The following is a 24,197-nucleotide window of genomic DNA, read 5'->3' as shown; positions in this document are numbered from 1 at the left end:
GACGGCAAGCGCAAGCGCATGGAACTGAAATGGCTCGAAGACTTCATTTCGCTCGCGGAAACGCGTAGCTTCAGCCGCTCGGCCGAGTTGCGCCACATCACGCAGCCGGCTTTCTCGCGCCGCATCCAGGCGCTCGAGGCGTGGCTCGGCACGGAACTGATCGACCGTTCTGTTTATCCGACGCGGCTCACGGCGGCCGGCCAGGTGTTCAACGAGCAGGCGCTCGCGATGCTGTCGCAATTCCACGAGGCGCGCGCGCTGCTGCGCGGCCACACGGCGACGCCGCAGGCGACGATCGAATTCGCGGTCCCCCACACGCTGTCGCTCACTTACTTCCCGCGCTGGCTGCAGCGCATCGAGGCGCAGATGGGCCCGATCCACACGCGGCTGCGCGCGCTGAACGTGCACGACGCGGCGCTCTCGCTGGTGGAAGGCGGCTGCGATCTGATGATGGGCTACCACCATCCGAGCCACCCGGTCGCGCTCGATCCGGCGCGCTACGACATGCTGACGCTCGGCCACGAGCCGATCAGCCCGTTCTCGGCGCCGGCCCGCGCGGGGCGGCCGCGTCACACGCTGCCAGGCTCGGCCGAGGCGCCCGCGCCGTATCTGTCGTACACGCCGAACGCGTACCTCGGGCGCATGACCGAGGTGATTCTCGCGAACGCGCCGGAGCGCCTGTACCTTGACCGGCTCTACGAAACCGACATGGCCGAGGGGCTCAAGGCGATGGCGCTCGCTGGTCACGGCATCGCGTTTCTGCCGCATAGCGCGGTCGAAGATGCGGTGGCCGAAGGCCGGCTGATCCGCCTCGATCGCGCGACGCGCGGCACGCCGGAAGGGCAGCTGACGCTCAGCATGGAGATTCGCCTGTATCGCGACAAGCTCGCCGCCAAAAGCGACGACGCGCGCCAGATTCTCGTGCGCCAGTTGTGGGACGTGGTGTCGGAGGAACTCCGGCAGAGCGCCGCCTGAGCCGCGGCATAAAACTCAAACTCGAACCTGCGTCGCGACGACGCGAATTTGCGGCTTTGCGAACGTTATGCAAGAAAGACATAACGGGATAAGGAAACGGCATTGGATTTCGATACGGCGTTTTTCCACAATGCCCGTACTCGATCAAACGCCGGAGCGTTCATGTCATCCCAGCAACAAGCCGCAGAATCGGTACAAGCCGCCTCAACGTTGCAAGCCGTTCCCTCCTACCTCAATAAGGAAGACCTCGGCCCTTGGGGCAACTATCTGCGCCAGGTCGACCGCGTCGCGCCGTATCTCGGTTCGCTGTCCCGCTGGCTCGAAACCCTGAAACGCCCGAAGCGCATTCTCGTCGTGGACGTGCCCATCGAACTCGACAACGGCACGGTCGCGCACTTCGAGGGTTATCGCGTGCAACACAACGTGTCGCGCGGTCCGGGCAAGGGCGGCGTGCGTTATCACCAGGACGTTACGCTATCCGAAGTGATGGCGCTGTCCGCGTGGATGTCGGTGAAGAATGCGGCGGTGAACGTGCCGTACGGCGGCGCGAAGGGCGGCATCCGCGTCGATCCGCGCACGCTGTCGCGTGGCGAGCTCGAGCGCGTGACGCGCCGCTACACGAGCGAGATCGGCATCATCATCGGACCGAATACCGACATCCCCGCTCCGGACGTGAACACGAACGAGCAGATCATGGCGTGGATGATGGACACGTACTCGATGAATCAGGGCCAGACGGCCACCGGCGTCGTGACTGGCAAGCCGATCACGCTCGGCGGCTCGCTCGGCCGTCGCGAGGCGACCGGCCGCGGCGTGTTCGTGGTGGGCTGCGAAGCGGCTCGCCGCATCGGCTTCGACATCGAAGGCGCACGTATCGCGGTGCAGGGCTTCGGCAACGTCGGCGGCATCGCCGCGCGTCTGTTCCAGGAGGCGGGCGCGAAGGTCGTCGCGGTGCAGGACCACACCGGCTCGGTGTACAAGTCCACCGGCATCGACGCGGTCGCGCTGCTCGACTACGTCGCGAAGACGGGCGGCGTCGGCGGTTTCCCCGAAGCGGACGCGATCACCGGTGATGAGTTCTGGACCGTCGAGTCGGACATCCTGATTCCGGCGGCGCTGGAAAATCAGATCACCGAAAAAAACGCCGGCAAGATCAAGACCAGGATCATCGTCGAGGGCGCGAACGGCCCGACCACTACGGCGGCGGACGACATCCTGCACGATCGCGGCATCCTCGTGATTCCGGACGTGGTCGCAAATGCCGGCGGTGTGACAGTGTCATATTTCGAATGGGTCCAGGACTTCTCGAGCTTCTTCTGGACCGAGGACGAGATCAACGAGCGCCTCGAGCGCGTGATGCGCGAAGCGTTCGCGGCGGTGTGGCAGGTGTCGAGCGAGCAGAACGTGTCGGTGCGCACGGCTGCGTTCATCGTCGCGTGTAAGCGGATTTTGCAGGCGCGCGAGATGCGCGGCTTGTATCCCTGATGGACCGTGTCCTATCTTGTTTGAAACGGCGGTGACGCGGCCCGGTATCCGGGCCGGGAGGCGCATACCGTCGAAATTTCGTGCATCAACGCGGTCCACAAGACGGCGTGTTTGACCGGCGGGCGGCATCCTATCGATGCCGCCCGCCTTCTCATATGCGCGAAACGGCCGTGCCACGGCGCCGCGGGCCCATCGCGGCGTGCGCGCAACAGAATGGTTAATAGCGATACTTTCAGAAAAATTACTTTGTTACACTGGCGCCGGTTCTTGCCAAGGAGATCAGGATGAAGATTAAAAAAGCTGCGCTGCTGCTCGCGACTCTCGGACTGTTTACGGTTGGCGCGCATGCGCAAGACTCGGGCACGCTGAAAAAGATCAAGGATACGGGCGTCATTTCGCTGGGCCATCGCGAATCGTCGATCCCGTTCTCCTATTACGACGAAAAGCAGAACGTGATCGGCTACTCGCAGGATTACGCGATGAAGATCGTCGAGGCCGTCAAGCAAAAGCTGAACATGCCGAACCTGAAGGTGAAGCTCGTGCCGGTCACGTCGCAGAACCGCATTCCGCTCGTGCAGAACGGCACGGTCGACATCGAGTGCGGCTCAACCACGAATAACCTCGAGCGTCAGCAGCAGGCTGCCTTCACGAACACGATCTTCGTGATCGGCACGCGCCTGATGACCAAGAAAGATTCCGGCATCAAGGACTTCCCGGACCTGAAGGGCAAGACGGTCGTCACGACCGCCGGCACCACGTCCGAGCGCCTGCTTCGCAAGATGAACCAGGACAAGAACATGGGCATGAACATCATCAGCGCGAAGGATCACGGCGAATCGTTCCTGACGCTGTCGACGGGCCGTGCCGCCGCGTTCATGATGGACGACGCGCTGCTCGCCGGCGAGCGCGCGAAGTCGAGCAACCCGGGCGATTTCGTGATCGTCGGCACGCCGCAATCGCGGGAGGCGTACGGCTGCATGCTGCGCAAGAACGACCCCGACTTCAAGAAGGTCGCCGATGACGCCATCGCGAAGGTGCAAACGTCGGGCGAAGGCGAACAGATCTACAAGCGCTGGTTCGAATCGCCGATCCCGCCGAAGGGCCTGAACCTGAACTTCCCGATGAGCGACGATATGCGTGCGCTGTTCAAGAACCCGAACGACAAGGCAATCGACTAAACCCTAGCTGCTTTTTCGACACTTTCGAAACGCTGAACGGAACGGAAGGGGCCACGCGCTTCTTCCGTTTCTTTTTGCCGGAGTCTTGGTCATGTCATATCACTGGAACTGGGGCATTCTGCTGAGTCCCGTCTCCACGGGCGAGCCCACCACCTATCTGGGCTGGCTGTTCTCGGGGCTGTGGGTGACGGTCACCGTGTCGCTGTCGGCATGGGTGATCGCGCTGATCGTCGGCTCGCTCTTCGGTGTGCTGCGCACGGTGCCCAACAAATGGGCGTCGGGCGTCGGCACCGTCTACGTCGCGATTTTCCGTAACATTCCGCTGATCGTGCAGTTCTTCATCTGGTATCTGGTGATACCGGAGCTGCTGCCCGTGTCGATCGGCAACTGGTTCAAGCAATTGCCGCCGGGCGCGCAGTTCTTCTCGTCGTCGATCGTGTGTCTGGGCCTCTTCACCGCCGCGCGCGTGTGCGAGCAGGTGCGCTCGGGCATCAACGCGTTGCCGCGCGGGCAGCGCGCGGCCGGTCTGGCGGTGGGCTTCACGCAGTGGCAGACGTATCGCTACGTGCTGCTGCCGGTCGCGTACCGCATCATCGTGCCGCCGCTCACCTCCGAGTTTCTGAACATCTTCAAGAACTCCGCGGTCGCCTCGACGATCGGTCTGCTCGATCTGTCCGCGCAGGCGCGCCAGCTCGTCGACTACACGTCGCAAACTTACGAGTCGTTCATCGCAGTCACGGTCGCATACATGCTGATCAATCTGATCGTGATGCAACTGATGCGCTGGGTCGAAGTGAAGGCCCGGCTGCCCGGCTATATCGGAGGAAAGTGATGCATCATTTCGACTGGAGCGGTATTCCGGGCGCGCTGCCTACGCTATGGACCGGCGCGATCATCACGTTCAAGATCACGCTGATCGCGATCGTATTCGGCATCATCTGGGGCACCATTCTCGCGATGTTTCGACTGTCGCCGATCAAGCCGCTCGGATGGTTCGCGCAGGGTTACGTGACGCTCTTCCGTTCGATCCCGCTCGTGATGGTGCTGCTGTGGTTCTTCCTGATCGTGCCGCAGGTGCTGCAAAGCGTGCTCGGTCTGTCGGCCGACATCGACATCCGGCTCGCCTCGGCGATGGTCGCGTTCTCGCTGTTCGAGGCCGCGTATTATTCGGAGATCATCCGCGCCGGCATTCAGGCGGTGCCGCGTGGTCAGGTCAACGCGTCGTTCGCGCTCGGCATGACCTATGGGCAGGCGATGCGCCTGATCGTGCTGCCGCAGGCGTTCCGCGCGATGGTGCCGCTGCTGCTCACGCAGGGTATCGTGCTGTTTCAGGATACGTCGCTCGTCTACGTGATCAGCCTCGCCGACTTCTTCCGCACGGCTACGAATATTGGCGATCGTGACGGCACGAACGTCGAGATGGTACTGTTCGCGGGCGCGTGTTATTTCGTGATCTGCGTGATCGCGTCGAGCCTCGTCAAAGGTCTTCAGAAAAAGGTCGCAAGATGATCTCTATCAAGAATGTTTCGAAGTGGTACGGCCATTTCCAGGTGCTGACCGACTGCACGACGGAAGTCAAAAAGGGCGAAGTGGTCGTGGTGTGCGGGCCGTCCGGTTCGGGCAAGTCCACGCTGATCAAGACCGTCAACGGACTCGAGCCGTTCCAGAAGGGCGAGATCGTCATCAACGGCCAGTCACTGACCGACAAGAAAACCAATCTGTCGAAGCTGCGCTCGAAGGTCGGCATGGTGTTCCAGCACTTCGAACTGTTTCCGCATCTGTCGATCGTGCAGAACCTGACGCTCGCGCAGGTCAAGGTGCTCGGCCGCTCGAACGACGAGGCGACCGCGAAGGCCCTGAAGCTGCTCGATCGCGTCGGTCTGCGCGCACATGCGGACAAGTATCCGGGGCAGCTGTCCGGTGGTCAGCAGCAGCGCGTGGCGATTGCGCGTGCGCTCTCCATGGACCCGATCGCGATGCTGTTCGACGAGCCGACCTCGGCGCTCGATCCGGAGATGATCAACGAAGTGCTCGACGTGATGGTCGAACTCGCGCAGGAAGGCATGACGATGATGTGCGTGACGCACGAAATGGGCTTCGCGAAGAAGGTCGCGCATCGCGTGATTTTCATGGACAAGGGTTTGATCGTCGAAGACGACCGCAAGGAAGACTTCTTCGCGAATCCGAAGTCGGATCGCGCGAAGGATTTTCTCGCGAAGATTCTGCACTGAGGGTTGGCGCGCAGGCCTCGTTTCGGGGCTCGCGCGGGACGAAAAAAAGCCGCTCCGTGGAGCGGCTTTTTGTTTCGCACGCGTAGGGTGACGCGGCGGCTTACGACTCGAACGCTGCCGTGTCATCGGCGGCTTCGAGATCGGTTTCGCTGTCGGGTGAAAGCGTGGTTGCGCTCGTGCCCACCGCGTGCGCGCCGTTCGACGCCGCGATCGTCGTGGCCGACGCCGATGCGTCGAGCGCCGGATTGCGCAGCTTTTCGAGCACCGACTCCGGCACCGGAATATTGGCGCAGCCGATCACGTCGCCATGCTGGAACATCAGCAGATCGCCGGGCTTGAACGCGGTCCACACTTCGTTGTCGGTCAGCGGCTTGGTCGCGATGACTGCGACGCGGTCTTCGGGTGTCGTGTATTTGGCGAAATCGATCGACACGTCCGCGTCGACCAGATGCGCGGTCGAAAACGGCCAGCGACGCACGACGTAATGCAGATGCGTCGAGCAATGCGCGAACAGGGCCTGGCCGTTAGACATCAGGAAATTGAACACGCCGTACTGCGTGATTTCACGCGTGAGCGTCTCGAGCGCGGCGAACAGCTCGTGAAGCGGCGGCTGCTGCGCGCCCGGAAAAGCCTTACGCAAACCTTCCAGCAGCGCGCAGAACGAGAGTTCGCTGTCGGTCGTGCCGACCGGCTGATACACGCCGTTCAGTTCCGGCGCGTAAGCCTGCAGGTCGCCGTTATGCGCGAAGATCCAGTGACGCCCCCACAGTTCGCGCATGAACGGGTGGCAGTTTTCGAGCAGGATGTGCCCTTGCGTCGCCTTGCGGATGTGCGCGATCGTGTTTTTCGATTTGATCGGATAGCGCTTGACCATCTCGGCGATCGGCGACGTGGCCGACGATTGATGATCGATGAACAAGCGGCACGCCTTGTCTTCAAAGAAAGCGATGCCCCAGCCGTCGGCGTGGTGATCGGTGACGCCGCCACGCGCCGCAAAGCCGGTAAAGGAAAACGTGACGTCCGTCGGCGCGGCGCAGTTCATTCCGAGAAGTTGGCACATGTTGCAGGTGAGCCTGTGAACGGAGTGAGCCGTTACAATGATGATCTTCCAAGCATATCACCGAGCCGAACCCGCCAAATAGCGAAATTGACATGTGTTTGGGCCGCTACAACGCGGTTTGACCGGTCGATCAGCGAGGCGCCCGAAGTCTCGTATTCCTGCCATGACTGCTTCCAACGTTTCCCCCGATTCCGTCACACTGGTCCGTCCGGACGACTGGCATCTGCACGTGCGCGACGGCGCGATGCTCGCGGCCGTGCTGCCTGACACCGCGCGCCAGTTCGGTCGCGCGATCATCATGCCGAACCTGAAGCCGCCGGTCACGACGACCGCGATGGCGAAGGCATATCGCGAGCGCATCATCGCCGCGATTCCCGAGGGCGCGAAATTCGAGCCGCTGATGACGCTGTACCTGACCGACAACACGCCGCCCGACGAGATCCGCCGCGCGCGCGAGAGCGGCTTCGTGCACGGCGTGAAGCTGTACCCGGCGGGCGCGACGACGAACTCCGACGCGGGCGTCACCGATCTGATGAAGTGCGCGAAGACGCTGGAAGTGATGCAGGAAGTCGGCATGCCGCTGCTCGTGCATGGCGAGGTGACCGATTCGGACATCGATCTGTTCGATCGCGAAAAGGTCTTCATCGATCGCGTGATGATGCCGCTGCGCCGCGCATTTCCGGCGCTGAAGGTCGTGTTCGAGCACATCACGACGAAGGACGCGGCCGACTACGTCCGCGAAGCGGGCGTCGCGCCGGAACTGCTTGGCGCTACGATCACCGCGCACCATCTGCTGTACAACCGCAACGCGATTTTCCAGGGAGGCATCCGTCCGCATTACTACTGCCTGCCGGTGCTCAAACGCGAGACGCATCGCGTCGCGCTGGTCGAGGCGGCGACCTCGGGCGATCCGCGCTTCTTCCTCGGCACCGACAGCGCGCCGCATCCGAAGGGGCTGAAGGAACACGCGTGCGGTTGCGCGGGCTGCTACACCGCGCTGCACGCGCTCGAGCTCTATACCGAAGCATTCGAGAAGGCCGGCGCGCTCGACAAGCTCGAAGGCTTCGCGAGCTTCCATGGTCCGGACTTCTACCGTCTGCCGCGCAATACGGAGAAGGTCACGCTGCGTCGCGAGGAATGGACGCTGCCGGCCGAGCTGCCGGCCGGCGATACGCCGGTCGTGCCGCTGCGAGGCGGGGAGTCGATTGGCTGGCGTCTCGTTTGAGGCTGCGGTAGATGCGGGAGCGTGAGGCGGGGCAGCGCGCTGCCAATATTGATAAGGCGGCGAAAGCGGGCTCCGCGGTAGACCATGAAGCCGCGGCGACCCAAGCTGCGCGCGGCATGGCACCCGAGCCTCTGCCACCGTGCTTCGCCGCAATCGACTGGTCGAAGCCGTGGTTCGCGCAATTCGCCACACGCGGTCAGCGTTGGCAGCAAGCCGCGCTGACCGGCTACGCGGACCTTCTCGCCGCGATGAACGCCGACGCCGCCCAGATGCAACAGACCACCGGCCGCGGCCAGCCTCTTGCGTTCATCGCGCAGGACGACCTGCCACCGGGTGCCGCGTACGAGGGGCATATAGCGTCGACCGGTTGCGTGCCGACGCGCCACAATCTGCACGACTTCTTCAACGGTTCGATGTGGTTCGCGTTTCCGCGCATCAAGGCGGCGCTGAACGCGCGCCAGTCGGCGGAACTCGACGTGCTCGGCGTCGGCCCGACGCGTGGCGGTGTGCGCGACATGCTGACCCTCTTCGACGAAAACGCGCTGCTGTTCGCTTGCGCCGATTCTTCGCTGAGCGCCGCGCTACGCGGCTTCGAGTGGCAGACGCTGTTTGTCGCGTGGCGCGATGCGTGGGGGCGGCGCTGCGAAGTGCGGTGCTTCGGCCATGCGCTGCTCGAAAAGCTGATCGCGCCGTTCAAGGGCTGCACCGGCCATGCATGGATCGTCGACGTTCCGGCAGAGTATTTCGAATGGGACACCCCGACGCGCGACGCATACCTCGATGAAGCCGTCAGCGCGGCGCTGCTCGGCCCCGACGCTTTGACGAGCCGCATGTTCGCGCCGCTGCCGGTGCTCGGCATTCCGGGCTGGTGGCCCGAGAACGAATCGCCGGCGTTCTACGACGACACGTCCGTGTTCCGCACGGGGCGGCGCAAGCGCTAGGCGCTTCCAAGTTCGGTGTTAAAATTCGCGCCAGCAAAGCAGGCCAGGCAGTCGCGGCCTCGACGGCTTCGGCCAACGAGGGCGAGGAAAGTCCGGACTCCACAGGGCAGGGTGATGGCTAACGGCCATCCGTGGCGACACGCGGAACAGGGCAACAGAAAGCAAACCGCCGATGGCCCGGCGCAAGTCGGGATCAGGTAAGGGTGAAACGGTGCGGTAAGAGCGCACCGCGGCTGTCGCAAGGCAGACCGGCACGGTAACCTCCACCCGGAGCAATTCCAAGTAGGCAGGCGCGCATCTTCGCGATGCAGGACGGGGCCCCCGTCTCGTCTGCGGGTAGGAAGCTTGAGCGCGTCAGTAATGGCGCGCCTAGAGGAATGGCTGCCACGCGGGTCGAGTCTTCGGGCGCGGCGCGTGCACAGAATCCGGCTTATCGGCCTGCTTTGCCGCTGTATAAGGAAAGCCGGCGTCCGTTGGGACGCCGGCTTTTTCATTTGGGGCGGGGTGGCGGCCGTGGCCGCCATCGCTTTCGCGCTCAGAGCGCGACGATGTCGAACGAATGCGTGAGCTCGGCGGTCTTCGCGATCATGATCGACGCCGAGCAGTATTTGTCGTGCGAGAGGTTGATCGCGCGCTCGACGGTCGCCGGGTTCAGATTCTTGCCCGTCACCGTGAAGTGGAAGTGGATCTTCGTGAACACCTTCGGATCTTCGCTCGCGCGCTCGGCCTTCAGCGTCACCGAGCAGCCGGCGATCTCCTGGCGGCTCTTCTTCAGGATCATCACGACGTCGTAGGCGGTGCAGCCGCCGGTGCCGAGCAGCACCATTTCCATCGGGCGCGGCGCGAGGTTGCGTCCGCCACCCTCGGGTGCGCCGTCCATCGCGACCAGATGACCGCTGCCCGTCTCGGCCGCGAACGCCATCCCGTCTTGTCCCATCCAGCTTACTTTGCATTCCATGCTGTCACTCCCACCGCGCATCGCTTTGTCGAGACGGCATTGTAGCCCGGTGTCTGACGATTGGCGCACGCTGAGCGCATCCCGCGTCCATGCACGGCGATTGCTTTCTTGTTGCGGTGCGGAATGGGCGGGCGGTTCCAGAATTCCTCGGGCAGTTTAGGGTCCTTACTCTTGGGCATGCCTGATGCGATTCGAATTCTTTGGCCTTTAGTGCTTGATCCAAAAGGAGTTTCGTCAAATGTCCTCCGTGCATCGAATCTGTCACATTATGAAAACTCATTTCACAATGCAAATCTTCTTGCGTTGCACAAGGGTGACTCTTATAATTTACTCCATCGTTGCAGCAGTTCTGCAACCTCCGCTGTCTCCTCCACCTCCTCCTTTGGTGGATTAAACCCGAGCCGCTCGTTCGGGTTTTTTTTCGCCCCCGTTTGTCAGGCGTTTCGCCCCGTTTCCTGGCCGCTCGCGGCGAGCGCATCGCACGTTTTGACTTGCCAGCACAAATTCCTTTATAATTCAGGGCTTTTCCGCATCCGCGCCCGCGGAAGAAGAACCAGGGAGAGCCTGCACGCGCCTCGATGCGCACACTACAAGCAGGAAAGAACACATTGGGCGCAGCAATTTTTTTGGATCGATCATGAAGACGTTTTCCGCAAAAGCCCATGAGGTGACGCGCGAATGGTACGTGATTGACGCGACGGATAAGGTTCTCGGGCGTGTCGCCAGCGAAGTGGCACACCGTCTTCGCGGCAAGCACAAGCCTGAATTCACTCCCCACGTCGACACCGGTGATTTCATCATCGTCATCAACGCCGGCAAGCTGAAGGTCACGGGCAACAAGGTTACCGACAAGAAGTACTACCGTCACTCGGGCTACCCGGGCGGTATCTATGAAACGACGTTCGGCAAGATGCAGGAACGCTTCCCGGGCCGTGCGCTCGAGAAAGCGGTCAAGGGCATGCTGCCGAAGGGTCCGCTCGGCTACGCGATGATCAAGAAGCTGAAGGTCTACGCTGACGCAACGCATCCGCATTCGGCACAACAGCCGAAGGCGCTCGAGATCTAAGGGGAGCCCACATGATCGGTAACTGGAATTACGGCACGGGCCGCCGCAAGAGTGCCGTCGCTCGCGTGTTCATCAAGGCAGGCAAGGGCGACATCGTTGTGAACGGCAAGCCCATCGCCGACTACTTCTCGCGCGAAACGTCGCTGATGATCGTGCGTCAACCGCTGGAGCTCACGAACCACGGTGTCACGTTCGACATCAAGGTCAACGTGACCGGCGGCGGTGAAACGGGGCAAGCCGGTGCGGTTCGCCACGGCATCACCCGCGCGCTGATGGACTACGACGCAACGCTGAAGCCGCAACTGTCGAAGGCTGGCTTCGTCACGCGTGACGCTCGTGAAGTCGAACGTAAGAAGGTCGGCTTCCACAAGGCGCGTCGCCGCAAGCAATTCTCGAAGCGTTAATCGTTTCGGGCGCGAACCGGCCTTCACGCCGGTTTGCAGCAAAAGCCGCCAACGCCACGCGCGAAGGCGGCTTTTTTTATGGTTCGCCGGGGTTCGCGGGCCGGTCTCGTTCGCCCAAGCGGCATCGGCTCGCCTTGCATCGACCTTGCAGCAAGAACCCATTGATTTTGTGGGCTTCAGCACGATATCCGGAACAGCCCTACAATATCGGCTAAAGCTATTTGGAGAGTTCGAATGAACGCAGTCACCGACACCCCCGTGACCGAGATGCCGGCCCCCTTCGTCTTCACCGACGCAGCGGCTGACAAGGTCAAGCAACTGATCGATGAGGAAGGTAACCCGGAGCTCAAGCTGCGCGTGTTCGTGCAGGGCGGCGGCTGCTCGGGCTTCCAGTACGGCTTCACGTTTGATGAAGCGATCAACGAAGACGACACCGTGATGAACAAGAGCGGCGTCCAGCTGCTGATCGACTCGATGAGCTACCAGTACCTGGTCGGCGCAGAGATCGACTACAAGGACGACATCAACGGCGCGCAGTTCGTCATCAAAAACCCGAACGCGAGCACGACCTGCGGTTGCGGTTCGTCGTTCTCGGTCTGAGCGGACAGGCTCTTCGTGCCACAGTGAAAACGGTGCCTCGGCGCCGTTTTTTTATTGTTTTCGCGCCGCAGAGGCAACCCGCGACATCAAGAGGCGTGGGTTTGTTCGCATCTGCCTTTTCTCAGCGCGGATAAATAGCCCCCAACACCCGCTCCGCGGATGCCCCGGTCACGCTTGGCAGACTGCCCGGCAGACGCGCGATGCAGCGCATCGCGAGCCACGCGAACGCGAGCGGCTCGACCTGGCTCGGCGGCACGCCGAGCGCGTCGGTCGTCATCACGGGCACGCCGCTTACGCCGCTGTCTTCGAGCGCCTGCTGCAACGCCTTCATGATCTCCGGATTGCGCGCGCCGCCGCCGCACACGTACACGGCCCGCGCATCGGATGCATGCCGCTCAATCTCGCGCGCGACCGTCACCGCGGTCAGCGCGACGAGCGTCGCCTGTACGTCGGCTGGTGCGAGCGCGGAGAACGGCTCGAGCTTCGCATCGAGCCATGCGGTGTTGAACAGATCGCGGCCGGTGCTCTTGGGCGGCTGCTCCGCGAAGAATGGTTCGTCGAGCAACGCGTTCAGCAGCTTGCGATCGACCTGGCCACTCGCCGCGAAATGACCGTTTTCGTCGAATGGCTTGCCGAGCTGGCGCTCGGCCCACGCGTCGAGCAGCGCGTTCGCCGGCCCGCAGTCGAAGCCGCGCACGCCGCCGGTCGCGTTCAGGATCGTGATGTTGCTGATTCCGCCAAGATTGCAGACGACGCGCGTTTCGTCCTTCGCACCGAAGATTGTCGCGTGAAAAGCGGGCACGAGCGGCGCACCCTGGCCGCCTGCCGCGACGTCGCGGCTGCGGAAATCGGCGACCACGTCGATATGGAGCATTTCCGCGAGCAGCGCCGGGTTGTTGATCTGTCGCGTATACCCCTTTTCCGGCCGATGCCGCACGGTCTGCCCATGCACGCCGATCGCACGGACGTCATCGGCCGATACGCGGCTGTCGCGCAGCAGATCGTGGCAGCACACCGTGTAGCGCGTCGCGAGCGCGTTGGCGGCGAGCGCCTCGCGCTCGATCTCGTTGTCCCCCGGCTGTTGCAGCGCGAACAGCGCTTCGCGGATGCCGGCCGAAAAGCCGACGAACGCCTCGGCCAGCACCTCGGGCGGCTTCCCATTGGCAAACCGGACGGCCACGCCGTCCACACCGTCCATGCTGGTTCCCGACATCAGTCCGAAATAGATGCCGTCTGCGGGATCTTGCGCCACGTCGCTGCTCCTGTCGATGTTCATTCCGATTCGTTGTAGCAGATTATCGGCGCAAACGGCGAAGGTGACGCGAGCCGCAACGAATTGGCCCGTCGCGGGGCCGTGCGGGGCGCGTGAGTGGGCGCGGCGGCGCGCATCTATGGGACAATCCTGTTTTTTCGCGACTTCACGTTTCCAGCATGAGCACCGAGTCCACCCAGCCCAATCCCGCTTCCGCCTTCCCGATCACCGACGAAGTCCGTCACGCGCTCGCCGTGACCAGGCGCGGCGTCGACGAACTGCTGATCGAAGACGAATTCGCGCAAAAGCTCGCGCGCAGCGCGGCGACGGCCAAGCCGCTGCGCATCAAGCTCGGGCTCGATCCGACTGCACCCGACATCCACATCGGCCACACGGTCGTGCTGAACAAGATGCGCCAGTTGCAGGACCTCGGCCACACGGTGATTTTCCTGATCGGCGACTTCACGTCGCTGATCGGCGACCCGTCCGGGCGCAACGCGACCCGCCCGCCGCTCACGCGCGAGCAGATCGAATCGAACGCGAAGACCTATTTCGAGCAAGCCGCGCTCGTGCTCGATCGCGACAAGACCGAGATTCGCTACAACAGTGAATGGTCGATGCCGCTAGGCGCCGACGGCATGATCAAGCTTGCGTCGCGCTACACGGTCGCTCGCATTCTCGAGCGCGAGGACTTCACGAAGCGCTTCCAGGGCGGCGTGCCGATCTCGATCCACGAATTCCTGTACCCGCTGATGCAGGGCTACGACTCGGTCGCGCTGAACGCGGACCTGGAGCTCGGCGGCACGGATCAGAAGTTCAACCTGCTGGTTGGTCGCGAGTTGCAGAAGCAGTACGGCCAGGAGCAGCAGTGCATCCTGACGATGCCGCTGCTCGAAGGGCTCGACGGCGTCGAGAAGATGTCGAAGTCGAAGAACAACTACATCGGCATCAGCGAAAAGCCGACCGACATGTTCGGCAAGCTGATGAGCATCTCCGACACGCTGATGTGGCGGTACTTCGAACTGCTGTCGTTCCGTCCGATGGACGAAATCGCCGGCTTCAGGCGCGAGGCCGACGCGGGCCGTAATCCGCGCGATTTCAAGGTGATGCTCGGCCAGGAGATCGTCGCGCGTTTCCACTCGCAGGCGGACGCCGAACGCGCGCTCGAGGACTTCAACCATCGCGCGAAGGGCGGCGTGCCCGACGACATCCCGGCCGTGACGCTCGCGGGCGCACCGCTCGCGATCGGCCAGTTGCTGAAGCAGGCGAACCTCGTACCGTCGACGAGCGAGGCGCTGCGCAACATCGAGCAAGGCGGCGTGAAGATCGACGGCGCCGCGGTGTCCGACAAGGGCCTGAAGGTCGAAGCGGGCGAGTACGTCGTGCAGGTCGGCAAGCGCCGTTTCGCGCGCGTGACGCTGACGGCGTGATCGCGCTGATCCAACGCGTGCGGCGCGCCGAAGTGCGCGTCGCCGATCGCGTGACCGGCGCGATCGACGCGGGCCTGCTCGCGCTCGTCTGCGCGGAGCGCGGCGACACCGAGGCCACGGCCGACAAGCTGCTCGCCAAGGTGCTCGGTTACCGCGTGTTCAGCGACGCGGCCGGCAAGATGAACCTGTCGGTGCAGAATCTCGACGGCGCCGGACGCGCGGGCGGCCTGCTGCTCGTGTCGCAGTTCACGCTCGCGGCCGATACCAACAGCGGCCTGCGCCCGAGCTTCACGCCAGCCGCGCCGCCCGACGAGGGCAAGCGCCTGTTCGGCTACTTCGTCGCGGCCGCGCGCGCGAAGCATCCGATCGTCGAGACTGGCGAGTTCGGCGCGGATATGCAGGTGTCGCTCGTCAACGACGGGCCGGTCACGTTCTGGTTGCAGACCAACGCGTAAAAGAACGCAAACGTTCGAGCATGCCGTCGCCGCAGGCGAGCCGTGCCGCTGCTTTTTGCGACAATAGTCGCTCGACACAACCGCGAACGGCACCTCTCTCTCATGACGACGCAGATCCTGTTTATCCGGCACGGCGAGACCGACTGGAACCGCATCAAGCGCATTCAAGGCCACATCGACATTCCGCTTGCGACGACCGGCGTCGCGCAGGCGCGACGTCTCGCGCAGCGCCTCGCCGACGAGGCGAAGCAGGGCGCGCGGCTCGACGCGATCTATTCGAGCGACTTGCAGCGCGCGCAGCAGACCGCGCAGCCGATCGGCGAGGCGCTTGGCCTGCCGCTGCAGTCGCGCGAGAACTTGCGCGAGCGCTCGTACGGCGCGTTCCAGGGCCATGACAGCGACGAGATCGCGCTGCGTTTCCCCGACGAATACGCGCAGTGGCAAACCCGCGATCCCGGCTTCGCGCCGCCCGAGGGCGAGTCGCATCGCGTGTTCTACCACCGCATCGTGCATGCGATCGAGCCGCTCGTCGCCGCGCATCCGGGCGGGCGCATCGCCTGTGTCACGCATGGCGGCGTGCTCGACTGCGTGCGCCGCTTTGCAACCGGCATGCGGCTCGACGCACCGCGCGACTACCCGCTGCTGAACACCAGCCTGAACGTCGTCGATTACGGGGACGGTCGCGCGACGATCGTGTCATGGGCGGACGTAGCGCATCTCGACGCGGGCAGCGCCGACGATGATGGTTTCAGGAAGGGACCGGGGCGGTAAGCAAAGCCGGGCAATGGCCCGAGACGCGTGGCGCAATCAATCCTGCTCCCGCACCGCCGCCGCCGCGCGCCGCCGAGCCCGCTTCGATACTCCATTGACCAGCGCCCAGCGGATCACCGGCGCGACGACCCGCACGGCAGGCCGCGCGAAGATTCGACGCAGCGCCGCGTGGCGATTCAAGCCGAGCATCGTCTGCGCCCAGTCGGGCAACAGATCGACCCCCGCGTTGAGCATCAGCGTGCCGGCGGGTCGCATCGCGAAGCTCGGTGCCGGCGCGTTCATCAGAATCCTCACGACTTCGCGCGTGCGCTCGCTCGCGACGAGCGCGGGCCGCATCGCGAGCAGGTACGCCTCGATCTCGGCGCGCGAGCGCGGAATATCGACGGCGCCGAGCATTTCCGCGATGCGTGCGGTTTCCGCGAAGTATTGATCCTGCGCCGCGACGGACAGCACCGGATTCACATAGCGCAGATGCGCGGTCATGAAGCTCGACACTTCCGCGACGTGCACCCACGTCAGCAGCGCGGGCTCGCTCGCGCGATACGACTGGCCGTCCGGTGCGACGCCGGTCACGTCGAGATGAATGCGCTTCACGCGCTCGATCAGCGCGAGCGCATCGTTCTTGCTGCCGTACGTCGTGCCGGCGATGAACGTCGCCGTGCGACGCAGCCGGCCCAGGATGTCGGTGCGAAAGCTCGAGTGATCCCAGACGCCCGCGAGCGCGAGCGGATGCAGCGCCTGAAGCAGCAGCGCGCTGATGCCGCCGGTCATCATCGACGTGAAGTCGGCGTGGACCTTCCAGCAGACGGAGTCCGGCCCGAACAGACCGGGGTCGCCCGGCGGCGACGAGTAGTCGAGCACCGGTCCGCTGCCGGTCGTCAGATGCGTGACGCCGGAGGCGAGCTTCGAGCGCAGGCGGTGGGTGAGGCGCTGCGTGAAATTGCCGGACGGGTCGCCGGCGGGATTGACAGGTGAACGATTGGAAGGGCCGGGTTGCTGGGTCTGGTCTGACATCCTGGTCGGCCTCGTCGCGTGACTCAGTTCGTGGAATCCCACAGACCCGGCCGCGCGCTCGCCGAATCCGGCGCGGCCAGTCCGAAATGCCGGTACGTGAGCAGCGTGGCGATGCGGCCGCGCGGCGTGCGCTGCAGGAAGCCCTGCTGGATCAGATACGGCTCGAGCACGTCTTCGATCGTGTCGCGCTCCTCGCCGATTGCCGCCGCGAGATTGTCGACACCAACCGGGCCGCCGTCGAACTTGTACAGGATCGCTTCGAGCAGCTTGCGGTCCATCAGGTCGAAGCCGACCGCGTCGACGTCGAGCATGCTGAGCGCGGCGTCGGCCACCTGCGCGGTGATGTTGCCGTCGGCCTTCACTTCGGCGAAGTCGCGCACGCGCCGCAGCAGGCGGTTCGCGATACGCGGCGTGCCGCGCGCGCGACGGGCGATTTCGAACGCGCCGTCCGGATGGATCTGCGCGCCGAGCAGCGCGGCCGAACGCGTGACGATGCGCGTGAGCTCCTCGGCGTTATAGAACTCGAGTCGCGCGACGATGCCGAAGCGGTCGCGCAGCGGATTGGTCAGCATACCCGCGCGCGTGGTCGCGCCGACCAGCGTGAACGGCTGCAGATCGAGCTTCACGCTGCGCGCGGCCGGCCCTTCGCCGATCATGATGTCGATCTGATAATCCTCGAGCGCTGGATACAGGATTTCCTCGACGACCGGCGAGAGCCGGTGGATTTCGTCGATGAACAGCACGTCGTTGGCTTCGAGATTGGTCAGCAGCGCGGCGAGGTCGCCGGCGCGTTCGAGCACCGGCCCCGACGTTTGCCGCAGATTGACGCCCATCTCGCGCGCGATGATGTGCGCGAGCGTGGTCTTGCCGAGGCCCGGCGGCCCGAACAGCAGCACGTGGTCCAGCGATTCGGAACGGCGCTTCGCGGCCTCGATGAAGATTTCGAGCTGGCCGCGCACTTTCTCCTGCCCGACATATTCGTCGAGCTGACGCGGGCGCAGCGCGCGCTCGAACGCTTCTTCGTTCGGCGACACGGGCGTGGCCGTGATGATGCGCTCGGCGGCGAGTTTGTCGGTTTCGATCATGCGGTCATTGTACCGCGCGCGGCTTGGCGCTTAGCCCTTCGACAGTGCCTTCAACGCGAGCTTGATGCCCTCGGACACGCCCGTACCGGCCGGCACGTTCTTGATCGCCGCGAGCGCTTCTTTTTCCGAGTAGCCGAGCGCGAGCAGCGCATTGAGGATGTCGGACGCGTGGTCGGATGGCGACGCGGCGCCCGCCATCGCGCCGAGGTCGGCGCCGAGCTTGCCCTTCAGTTCGAGCAGCAGCCGCTCGGCGGTCTTCTTGCCGATGCCCGGTACACGCGTGAGGCGCGCGGCGTCCTGCATCGTGACGGTCTGCGCGAGCTCTGAGACGCTCATGCCCGACAGCACCGCGAGCGCCATGCGCGCGCCGATGCCGGAAATCTTCAGCAGCTCGCGGAACGTCGAGCGTTCCTGCGCGGTGCCGAAGCCGTACAGCAGATGCGCGTCCTCGCGCACGATCATCTGCGTGAGCAGCACGATGCGCTCGCCGGTCGACGGCAGGTTGTAGAAGGTGCTCATCGGCACGTCTACTTCATAGCCGATGCCGTTGCAGTCGACGAGCAGATGCGGCGGATTTTTTTCCAGCAGAACGCCGGCGATGCGACCGATCATGGCGGATTAGTTTTCAGAGTCGGATGGGAAAGCGCGAGTGTAGCGCAGCGGATCGGCGGCGCGGGGCATAGTTGCGCTAGCCGACCAGACGGCCGCGCCGCACTCGCAACCCCTTCTTCGCGAGCGCCGGCGCGATGCCGCCGAGCGTGCTCAGTGTCGAGCCGCCGTGCGCGTGGCAGATGGCCATGCCGAGCGCGTCGGCGGCGTCCGTGCCGGGCACGCCCGACAGGCTCAGCAGCCGCACGACCATCTGCTGCATTTGCTCCTTGGTCGCACGGCCATAGCCGACCACCGACTGCTTCAGCTGCAGCGCGGTGTATTCGGCGACCGGCACGCCGCCCGCGACGAGCCCGCAGATCGCGGCGCCGCGCGCCTGGCCGAGCAGCAGCGTCGACTGCGGATTGACGTTGACGAAGACTTTTTCGATGGCCGCCTGATCCGGCGCGTGCTCGCGAATCAGCGTCGAGATGCCCGCGAAGATGGTGCCGAGCCGCGACGGCAGATCGGCGTCGGCGGTGCGGATCACGCCGCTCGCGACGTAGCTCAGTGTGTGGCCGTGTTGTTCGATCACGCCGAAGCCGGTCACGCGCAGGCCGGGGTCGATGCCGAGAATTCTCATGAGGTGCCGCACAAGCGATAAAAACCAGGTGCCTGCGATACTACATCGAACGCGGCGCGCGGCGGTCCGCTGGCAGCATGCTTAGCGGAATAAAAGCTGCTAAAGGCTTTGCGCAGGGAGGGCGATCGAGAATGGAGCGCTACCGCAATCTCAGTGGCGACTCGGGTGTCGACGCTTACGAAATCGGCGACGATTTCATCAAGGTGCGCTTTCGGCCGGGCGTCGTGTATTGGTACACAGAGGCGAGTGTCGGCGCCGAACATGTCGCGGTGCTGAAGCGTCTCGCGCGGCGGGGCCGGGGTTTGGGTACGTACATCAGCCAGCATGCGCAGGTGCGGGACGGTTACGCGCGCAAAGAGCCGGACGATTGAACGCGTCGCCGCGAAACAAAAGGCCCAGCGGACAACCCGCCGGGCCTGTCTTGCGGCTACCGAACTTCAGCCGATCAATGACGGAAGTGACGCACGCCAGTCAGCACCATCGCGATGTTGTGCTCGTCGGCGGCGCTGACCACTTCGTCGTCGCGCACCGAGCCGCCCGGCTGGATCACGCAGGTCGCGCCTGCCGCGACGACCACGTCGAGACCGTCGCGGAACGGGAAGAACGCGTCCGATGCGACCGCCGAACCGGCCAACGTCAGACCGGCGTTCTGCGCCTTGATGCTCGCGATGCGCGCCGAATCCACGCGGCTCATCTGGCCCGCGCCGACGCCGAGCGTCATACCGTTCGCGCAGAACACGATCGCGTTCGACTTCACGTACTTCGCGACTCGCCATGCGAACAGCAGGTCGTCCATTTCCTTCGGCGTCGGATGACGCTTCGTGACGACGCGCAGTTCGCGCGGCTGCACGTTCTTCGAGTCGAGCGACTGCACGAGCAGGCCGCCGCCGACGCGCTTCAGATCGAACGTGTTATGGCCTTCGCCCAGCGTGATTTCGAGCAGACGCACGTTCTGCTTCGCCGCGAACACCTGACGCGCTTCGGCGCTGAACGACGGCGCGATCAGCACTTCGACGAACTGCTTCGCCACCGCTTGCGCGGTCGCTTCGTCGACTTCACGGTTGAACGCGATGATGCCGCCGAACGCCGAGGTCGGATCGGTCTGGAATGCCTTCGAATACGCTTCGTGAGCGTCCGCGCCGAGCGCGACGCCGCACGGATTCGCGTGTTTGACGATCACGCAGGCCGGCACGTCGAAGGTCTTCACGCATTCCCACGCCGCGTCGGAGTCGGCGATGTTGTTGTACGACAGTTCCTTGCCCTGCAACTGGTTGTAATTCGCGAGCGCGCCGGCCGGCACCGCCAGGTCGCGGTAGAACGCCGCGCTCTGATGCGGGTTTTCGCCGTAGCGCAGGTCCTGCACCTTGTCGAACGCCATGTTGAAGGTGGCCGGGTACTCGTTGCGCGACGAATGCCGCAACTCGTCGGTCAGGCTCGTCAGGTAGTTCGTGATCGCGCCGTCGTATTGCGCGGTGTGCGCGTACACCTTGGTCGCGAGGTGGAAGTTCGTCTTGTACGACACCGTGTTGCCGTTCGAGCGCATTTCGTCGAGCACGACCGCGTAGTCGGCCGGATCGACCACCACCGTCACGTCGCGGTGATTCTTCGCGGCCGAGCGCAGCATCGTCGGGCCGCCGATGTCGATGTTCTCGATCGCGTCCTCGAGCGAGCATTCTTCCTTCGACACGGTCTGCACGAACGGGTACAGGTTCACGACCAGCAGGTCGATGGTCGGAATGTCGTGCTTCTCGAGCGCGGCCATGTGCTCGGGCAGATCGCGGCGCGCGAGGATGCCGCCGTGCACCTTCGGATGCAGCGTTTTCACGCGCCCGTCGAGCATTTCCGGGAAACCCGTGTAGTCGGCGACTTCGGTGACGGACAGGCCCGCGTCCGCGAGCAGTTTCGCGGTGCCGCCGGTCGACAGGATCTTGATGCCGAGGTCCGACAGCGATTTGGCGAAGTCGACGATGCCGGACTTGTCGGAAACGGAGATGAGCGCTTGCTTGATCATGATGAAGACGAAAAGCCGAAGGGAAACGTGGCAGGGCGCGAGAAACTACGACGCGCTACAGCAAACCGTGTTGTTGCAGCTTCTTGCGCAGCGTATTGCGGTTGATGCCGAGATACTCGGCGGCCAGCGACTGATTGCCGCCGGCCTGCTCGAGCACCACTTCGAGCAAGGGTTTTTCCACGCATGAAATGACCATGTCGTAGACGTCGTGCGGATTGGAGCCGTCGAGATCCTGGAAATACACGTCCAGGCTGTCGCGGACAGATTGTTCGATGTTGTTCTTGCTCATGCTGCTAGTCGGTCGGAGTTGTCCTCGCTCTCGCTGTCGAGCCCGAGGTTGCCGGGCGCTTCGTCGACGTAGACGAGGCGGTCTGAGATCGCCTTTTGCGCGTCAAAGAACTCGTTGACGGCGAGGAGTTGTTCGCGCGTGGTGTCCAGCGTATTCATGCGATGCCGGAACAGGTTGGCGCCGGAAAGGCCGCGAGTGTACCAGCCGATGTGCTTGCGCGCAGTGCGGACACCGGTAAATTCCCCGTAAAAAGCGTAGTGATCTTCGAGATGTTCGTTCATCACCTGCTGGATTTCGTCGATTCGCGGCGGCGGCAGCAGCTCGCCCGTTTGCAGGAAATGCTCGATCTCGCGAAAGAGCCACGGACGCCCCTGCGCGGCGCGCCCGATCATGATCGCGTCCGCGCCGGTCGCGGCGAGCACCTCGCGCGCCTTTTGCGGCGACGTGATGTCGCCGTTCGCGACGACCGGAATGCGCACCGCCGCCTTTACCGCGGCGATGGTTTCGTACTCGGCGTCGCCGTGGTACAGGTCCGCGCGCGTGCGGCCGTGCACGGTCAGCATCGAAATGCCCGCTGCTTGCGCGAGACGCGCGACGTTCAGCGCGTTTTTGTTCTCGCGATTCCAGCCGGTACGGATTTTCAGCGTGACGGGCACCGCGTCGGGCCCGACGCCGACCGCGTTCACGACGGCCTCGACGATGCGCTGCACGAGCGGTTCGTTTTGCAGCAGCGCCGAGCCGGCCGCGACGTTGCAGACCTTCTTGGCGGGGCAGCCCATGTTGATGTCGATGATCTGCGCGCCGTTCGCGACGTTGTAGCGGGCGGCTTCGGCCATCATCTCCGGGTCCGCGCCGGCGATCTGCACCGCGATCGGCTCGACCTCGCCTTCGTGGTTCGCGCGGCGCATGGTCTTTTCGCTCCTCCACAGCTGCGCGTTCGACGCGACCATTTCCGACACCGCATAGCCCGCGCCGAGCCGTTTGCACAGCTGGCGGAACGGTCGGTCGGTCACGCCGGCCATCGGGGCGACGAACAGGTTGTTACGCAGATTGTGGGGGCCGAGAGGGGGCATGGCGTGAGCGCGCGCCGACGACGGGCCAGGATTTGACAATCGTGACAGCCGGCGCAGCGCGAAATGCGAGGGAAAACGACTATTTTAGCGTTAACGGGTTGCCGGGACTCGCGAACCGAGTCTCGTAACCCGTTAAATCTTCTATGAAAGTCGCCCGGCTCATAGAACCGCGCAGCGATTTCTCGCGCTTAACGGCGCTGGCCGAACATCATCTGCCGGGCGAGCGCGGCTTTGACCGGCGGCACGAATTCGAGTGCGGTCAGGGCGAGGCCGCGCAGTACCGCGAGCGGCGCGAAGTCGACGGTAAAGAGGCGCGCGAGCGTGTCGGTCGAGCCGATCGTCAGGCGCCGGTCGAGCGCGCGGCGTTGCGCGAAGGTGGCGAGCGCGAGCGGGGTCGGGCCTTCGGCCGACAGCGCGTCGACGAGCGCGTGCGCATCGCGCAAGCCCAGATTGAGGCCCTGGCCGGCTACCGGATGCAACGTCTGCGCCGCATTGCCGATCGCGACGATGTGGCCGTTCACCAGCGTGTCGACCGTGTTGAGACCGAGCGGGAACGACGCACGACCCTTGATGTGCGTAAAGCGGCCCATGCGGTTGCCGAACGCGGCGTCGAGCTCGCGCAGGAACGCTTCGTCGGAAAGCTGCGCGCGGCGCGCGGCTTCGTCGGGCGCGCAGCACCAGACGAGCGCGTAGTCGGCGCCACGCACGCCACCCATCGGCAGTAGCGCGACCGGACCTTGCGAGGTGAAGCGCTCCCATGCGACGTGCGGCTGCGGCGCGGACACGGTGACCGTGCCGACCAGCGCGGTCTGGCCGTAGTCGCGCGAGCCGGCGTTGTTTTTACCGATGTCGCGTGCGCCGGCGTATTCGTCCGTGGCGCGGCTCGGACTTTTCGCTTGCTTCTGGTCGCCGAACAGGCCGCCCTCGGCGTTGACCAGAATCCGCGTGCGCAACTGGCGCGCGACGCCCGCGGTTTCGATCGGCAGCGTGACGCCGTCGAGCTCCTGAACCGGCGCGCCGGCCGAGGTCGAGCGGAACCAGTGGACCGGCGTCGCATGCACGGCGTCGGCGAGGCCATGCACGATCGAGCCATAGCGCAGCACGTAGCCGAGCGCGGGCAGGCCGTGCTCGCGATGATCGATCAGCGTGCGGCCGAAATGACCGCGTTGCGACACGTGGATGCGCTCGATCGCGGTGGCGTCGGCGGGCCAGCGCAGCGGCTCGAGGATCATCCGGCTGCCGTGCGAGACCGCGATCGCGCGCGGATCGGCGATCGAGTCTTCCGGCTCGCGCGCGTCGACGAGCGCGATCTTCAGCTCGCGCGTCACGCTGCGGCGCGCGAGCCAGCCGGCGAGCGCGAGGCCGACCGGCCCGGCGCCGACGATCGTCACGTCGAAATCGAACCCCTGCTGGTGGGAGGCGGGCCTCAGGATCACCGCCGAGGGAGATGCTTCGTTCATCGC

At 64.4% G+C, this 24,197-nt stretch carries 26 protein-coding genes and 1 other RNA gene; 16 read left to right on the top strand and 11 right to left on the bottom strand.

What is annotated here, in order from left to right; all coding sequences use genetic code 11:
- Positions 1-18 precede the first annotated feature (18 nt).
- The 6 genes from HDG32_RS11390 to HDG32_RS11365 all read left to right on the top strand — a co-directional run bounded on the left by HDG32_RS11390 (position 19) and on the right by HDG32_RS11365 (position 5,869).
- Positions 19-975: a LysR family transcriptional regulator gene (locus HDG32_RS11390; RefSeq protein ID WP_184066731.1), complete on the top strand. Its 957-nt coding sequence runs from the start codon at positions 19-21 to the stop codon at positions 973-975.
- Between the two features lie 162 nt (positions 976-1,137).
- Complete coding sequence (locus HDG32_RS11385; RefSeq protein WP_184022933.1) at positions 1,138-2,460, top strand: Glu/Leu/Phe/Val dehydrogenase; 1,323 nt, start codon at positions 1,138-1,140, stop codon at positions 2,458-2,460.
- Positions 2,461-2,744: 284 nt separating this feature from the next.
- Positions 2,745-3,638, top strand: a complete 894-nt coding sequence (locus tag HDG32_RS11380; RefSeq protein WP_090801828.1) for a glutamate/aspartate ABC transporter substrate-binding protein — start codon at positions 2,745-2,747, stop codon at positions 3,636-3,638.
- Between the two features lie 91 nt (positions 3,639-3,729).
- Positions 3,730-4,470 carry an amino acid ABC transporter permease gene (locus HDG32_RS11375; protein WP_184066728.1) on the top strand — a complete coding sequence of 247 codons (741 nt, stop codon included), beginning with the start codon at positions 3,730-3,732 and terminating at the stop codon, positions 4,468-4,470.
- Entirely contained in the window at positions 4,470-5,147 is a 678-nt protein-coding gene (gene gltK, locus HDG32_RS11370) for a glutamate/aspartate ABC transporter permease GltK (RefSeq protein ID WP_184022936.1), read from the top strand. Before HDG32_RS11375 ends, gltK begins: the two co-directional genes overlap by 1 nt.
- Entirely contained in the window at positions 5,144-5,869 is a 726-nt protein-coding gene (locus HDG32_RS11365; protein ID WP_090801826.1) for an amino acid ABC transporter ATP-binding protein, read from the top strand. The genes gltK and HDG32_RS11365 overlap by 4 nt, the downstream gene beginning before the upstream one ends.
- Before the next feature lie 100 nt (positions 5,870-5,969).
- Here the strand turns inward: HDG32_RS11365 and HDG32_RS11360 are convergent, their stop codons facing one another.
- Positions 5,970-6,929 (bottom strand): class II glutamine amidotransferase, encoded by a 960-nt coding sequence (locus HDG32_RS11360; RefSeq protein WP_184066725.1) that lies wholly within the window; start codon positions 6,927-6,929, stop codon positions 5,970-5,972.
- A 163-nt stretch (positions 6,930-7,092) separates the two neighbouring features.
- On the opposite strand from HDG32_RS11360, the gene pyrC reads away from it, so the two are divergent.
- The 3 genes from pyrC (at position 7,093) to rnpB (ending at position 9,544) form a co-directional block, all read left to right on the top strand.
- Entirely contained in the window at positions 7,093-8,154 is a 1,062-nt protein-coding gene (gene pyrC, locus HDG32_RS11355; protein WP_184066722.1) for a dihydroorotase, read from the top strand.
- A gap of 11 nt (positions 8,155-8,165) precedes the next feature.
- Positions 8,166-9,095, top strand: coding sequence for a DUF3025 domain-containing protein (locus HDG32_RS11350; RefSeq protein ID WP_184066719.1), 930 nt, complete (start codon positions 8,166-8,168; stop codon positions 9,093-9,095).
- Positions 9,096-9,130: 35 nt separating this feature from the next.
- An RNA gene (rnpB, locus tag HDG32_RS11345) (RNase P RNA component class A) lies at positions 9,131-9,544 on the top strand.
- Positions 9,545-9,630: 86 nt separating this feature from the next.
- Here rnpB and HDG32_RS11340 read toward each other — a convergent pair.
- Positions 9,631-10,053, bottom strand: a complete 423-nt coding sequence (locus HDG32_RS11340) for an OsmC family protein (RefSeq protein ID WP_026226035.1) — start codon at positions 10,051-10,053, stop codon at positions 9,631-9,633.
- Between the two features lie 637 nt (positions 10,054-10,690).
- Here HDG32_RS11340 and rplM point away from each other — a divergent pair.
- From rplM to erpA, 3 genes are all read left to right on the top strand, one after another.
- Entirely contained in the window at positions 10,691-11,119 is a 429-nt protein-coding gene (gene rplM, locus HDG32_RS11335; RefSeq protein ID WP_013090508.1) for a 50S ribosomal protein L13, read from the top strand.
- An 11-nt stretch (positions 11,120-11,130) separates the two neighbouring features.
- Complete coding sequence (rpsI, locus tag HDG32_RS11330) at positions 11,131-11,523, top strand: 30S ribosomal protein S9 (protein ID WP_184066716.1); 393 nt, start codon at positions 11,131-11,133, stop codon at positions 11,521-11,523.
- Positions 11,524-11,757: 234 nt separating this feature from the next.
- Positions 11,758-12,123 carry an iron-sulfur cluster insertion protein ErpA gene (erpA, locus tag HDG32_RS11325; protein WP_027198818.1) on the top strand — a complete coding sequence of 122 codons (366 nt, stop codon included), beginning with the start codon at positions 11,758-11,760 and terminating at the stop codon, positions 12,121-12,123.
- Positions 12,124-12,244: 121 nt separating this feature from the next.
- Here the strand turns inward: erpA and HDG32_RS11320 are convergent, their stop codons facing one another.
- Positions 12,245-13,375 carry an anhydro-N-acetylmuramic acid kinase gene (locus HDG32_RS11320; protein WP_184051084.1) on the bottom strand — a complete coding sequence of 377 codons (1,131 nt, stop codon included), beginning with the start codon at positions 13,373-13,375 and terminating at the stop codon, positions 12,245-12,247.
- A 179-nt stretch (positions 13,376-13,554) separates the two neighbouring features.
- On the opposite strand from HDG32_RS11320, the gene tyrS reads away from it, so the two are divergent.
- The 3 genes from tyrS to HDG32_RS11305 all read left to right on the top strand — a co-directional run bounded on the left by tyrS (position 13,555) and on the right by HDG32_RS11305 (position 16,031).
- Positions 13,555-14,805: a tyrosine--tRNA ligase gene (gene tyrS, locus HDG32_RS11315; protein ID WP_184066713.1), complete on the top strand. Its 1,251-nt coding sequence runs from the start codon at positions 13,555-13,557 to the stop codon at positions 14,803-14,805.
- The gene (gene dtd, locus HDG32_RS11310; RefSeq protein ID WP_184066710.1) at positions 14,802-15,260 is read left to right on the top strand and encodes a D-aminoacyl-tRNA deacylase; all 459 of its coding nucleotides are present in this window, start codon (positions 14,802-14,804) and stop codon (positions 15,258-15,260) included. Before tyrS ends, dtd begins: the two co-directional genes overlap by 4 nt.
- Before the next feature lie 102 nt (positions 15,261-15,362).
- On the top strand, positions 15,363-16,031 hold the full coding sequence (locus HDG32_RS11305) for a histidine phosphatase family protein (RefSeq protein WP_184066707.1): 669 nt from the start codon (positions 15,363-15,365) through the stop codon (positions 16,029-16,031).
- A 36-nt stretch (positions 16,032-16,067) separates the two neighbouring features.
- On the opposite strand, the gene HDG32_RS11300 is transcribed toward HDG32_RS11305, so the two are convergent.
- The 4 genes from HDG32_RS11300 to ruvC form a co-directional block, all read right to left on the bottom strand.
- Positions 16,068-17,045, bottom strand: coding sequence for an oxygenase MpaB family protein (locus tag HDG32_RS11300; RefSeq protein WP_184066704.1), 978 nt, complete (start codon positions 17,043-17,045; stop codon positions 16,068-16,070).
- 23 nt (positions 17,046-17,068) lie between these two features.
- A complete protein-coding gene (gene ruvB / locus HDG32_RS11295; protein ID WP_184066701.1) occupies positions 17,069-18,130 on the bottom strand; it encodes a Holliday junction branch migration DNA helicase RuvB in 1,062 nt (353 codons plus the stop codon).
- A gap of 30 nt (positions 18,131-18,160) precedes the next feature.
- Positions 18,161-18,742, bottom strand: coding sequence for a Holliday junction branch migration protein RuvA (gene ruvA / locus HDG32_RS11290; protein ID WP_184066698.1), 582 nt, complete (start codon positions 18,740-18,742; stop codon positions 18,161-18,163).
- Between the two features lie 76 nt (positions 18,743-18,818).
- Positions 18,819-19,361 carry a crossover junction endodeoxyribonuclease RuvC gene (gene ruvC, locus HDG32_RS11285; protein ID WP_184006515.1) on the bottom strand — a complete coding sequence of 181 codons (543 nt, stop codon included), beginning with the start codon at positions 19,359-19,361 and terminating at the stop codon, positions 18,819-18,821.
- 131 nt (positions 19,362-19,492) lie between these two features.
- Between ruvC and HDG32_RS11280 the strand changes: the two genes are divergently transcribed.
- Positions 19,493-19,732, top strand: coding sequence for a hypothetical protein (locus HDG32_RS11280; protein ID WP_018421774.1), 240 nt, complete (start codon positions 19,493-19,495; stop codon positions 19,730-19,732).
- Positions 19,733-19,806: 74 nt separating this feature from the next.
- On the opposite strand, the gene purH is transcribed toward HDG32_RS11280, so the two are convergent.
- The 4 genes from purH to HDG32_RS11260 all read right to left on the bottom strand — a co-directional run bounded on the left by purH (position 19,807) and on the right by HDG32_RS11260 (position 24,194).
- Positions 19,807-21,372: a bifunctional phosphoribosylaminoimidazolecarboxamide formyltransferase/IMP cyclohydrolase gene (gene purH, locus HDG32_RS11275; protein WP_184066695.1), complete on the bottom strand. Its 1,566-nt coding sequence runs from the start codon at positions 21,370-21,372 to the stop codon at positions 19,807-19,809.
- Between the two features lie 55 nt (positions 21,373-21,427).
- Positions 21,428-21,661 (bottom strand): Fis family transcriptional regulator, encoded by a 234-nt coding sequence (locus tag HDG32_RS11270; RefSeq protein ID WP_008919619.1) that lies wholly within the window; start codon positions 21,659-21,661, stop codon positions 21,428-21,430.
- Complete coding sequence (dusB, locus tag HDG32_RS11265) at positions 21,658-22,734, bottom strand: tRNA dihydrouridine synthase DusB (RefSeq protein WP_184066692.1); 1,077 nt, start codon at positions 22,732-22,734, stop codon at positions 21,658-21,660. The genes HDG32_RS11270 and dusB overlap by 4 nt, the downstream gene beginning before the upstream one ends.
- A gap of 188 nt (positions 22,735-22,922) precedes the next feature.
- Positions 22,923-24,194 (bottom strand): UbiH/UbiF/VisC/COQ6 family ubiquinone biosynthesis hydroxylase, encoded by a 1,272-nt coding sequence (locus HDG32_RS11260; protein ID WP_184066688.1) that lies wholly within the window; start codon positions 24,192-24,194, stop codon positions 22,923-22,925.
- Positions 24,195-24,197: the final 3 nt, after the last annotated feature.

Origin of the sequence: Paraburkholderia sp. CI2 (assembly GCF_014201055.1) — a bacterium.
Lineage (GTDB): Bacteria > Pseudomonadota > Gammaproteobacteria > Burkholderiales > Burkholderiaceae > Paraburkholderia > Paraburkholderia tuberum.
The sequence above is the reverse complement of the archived record's forward strand: the minus strand, read 5'-3'. Positions and strand labels throughout refer to the sequence as shown.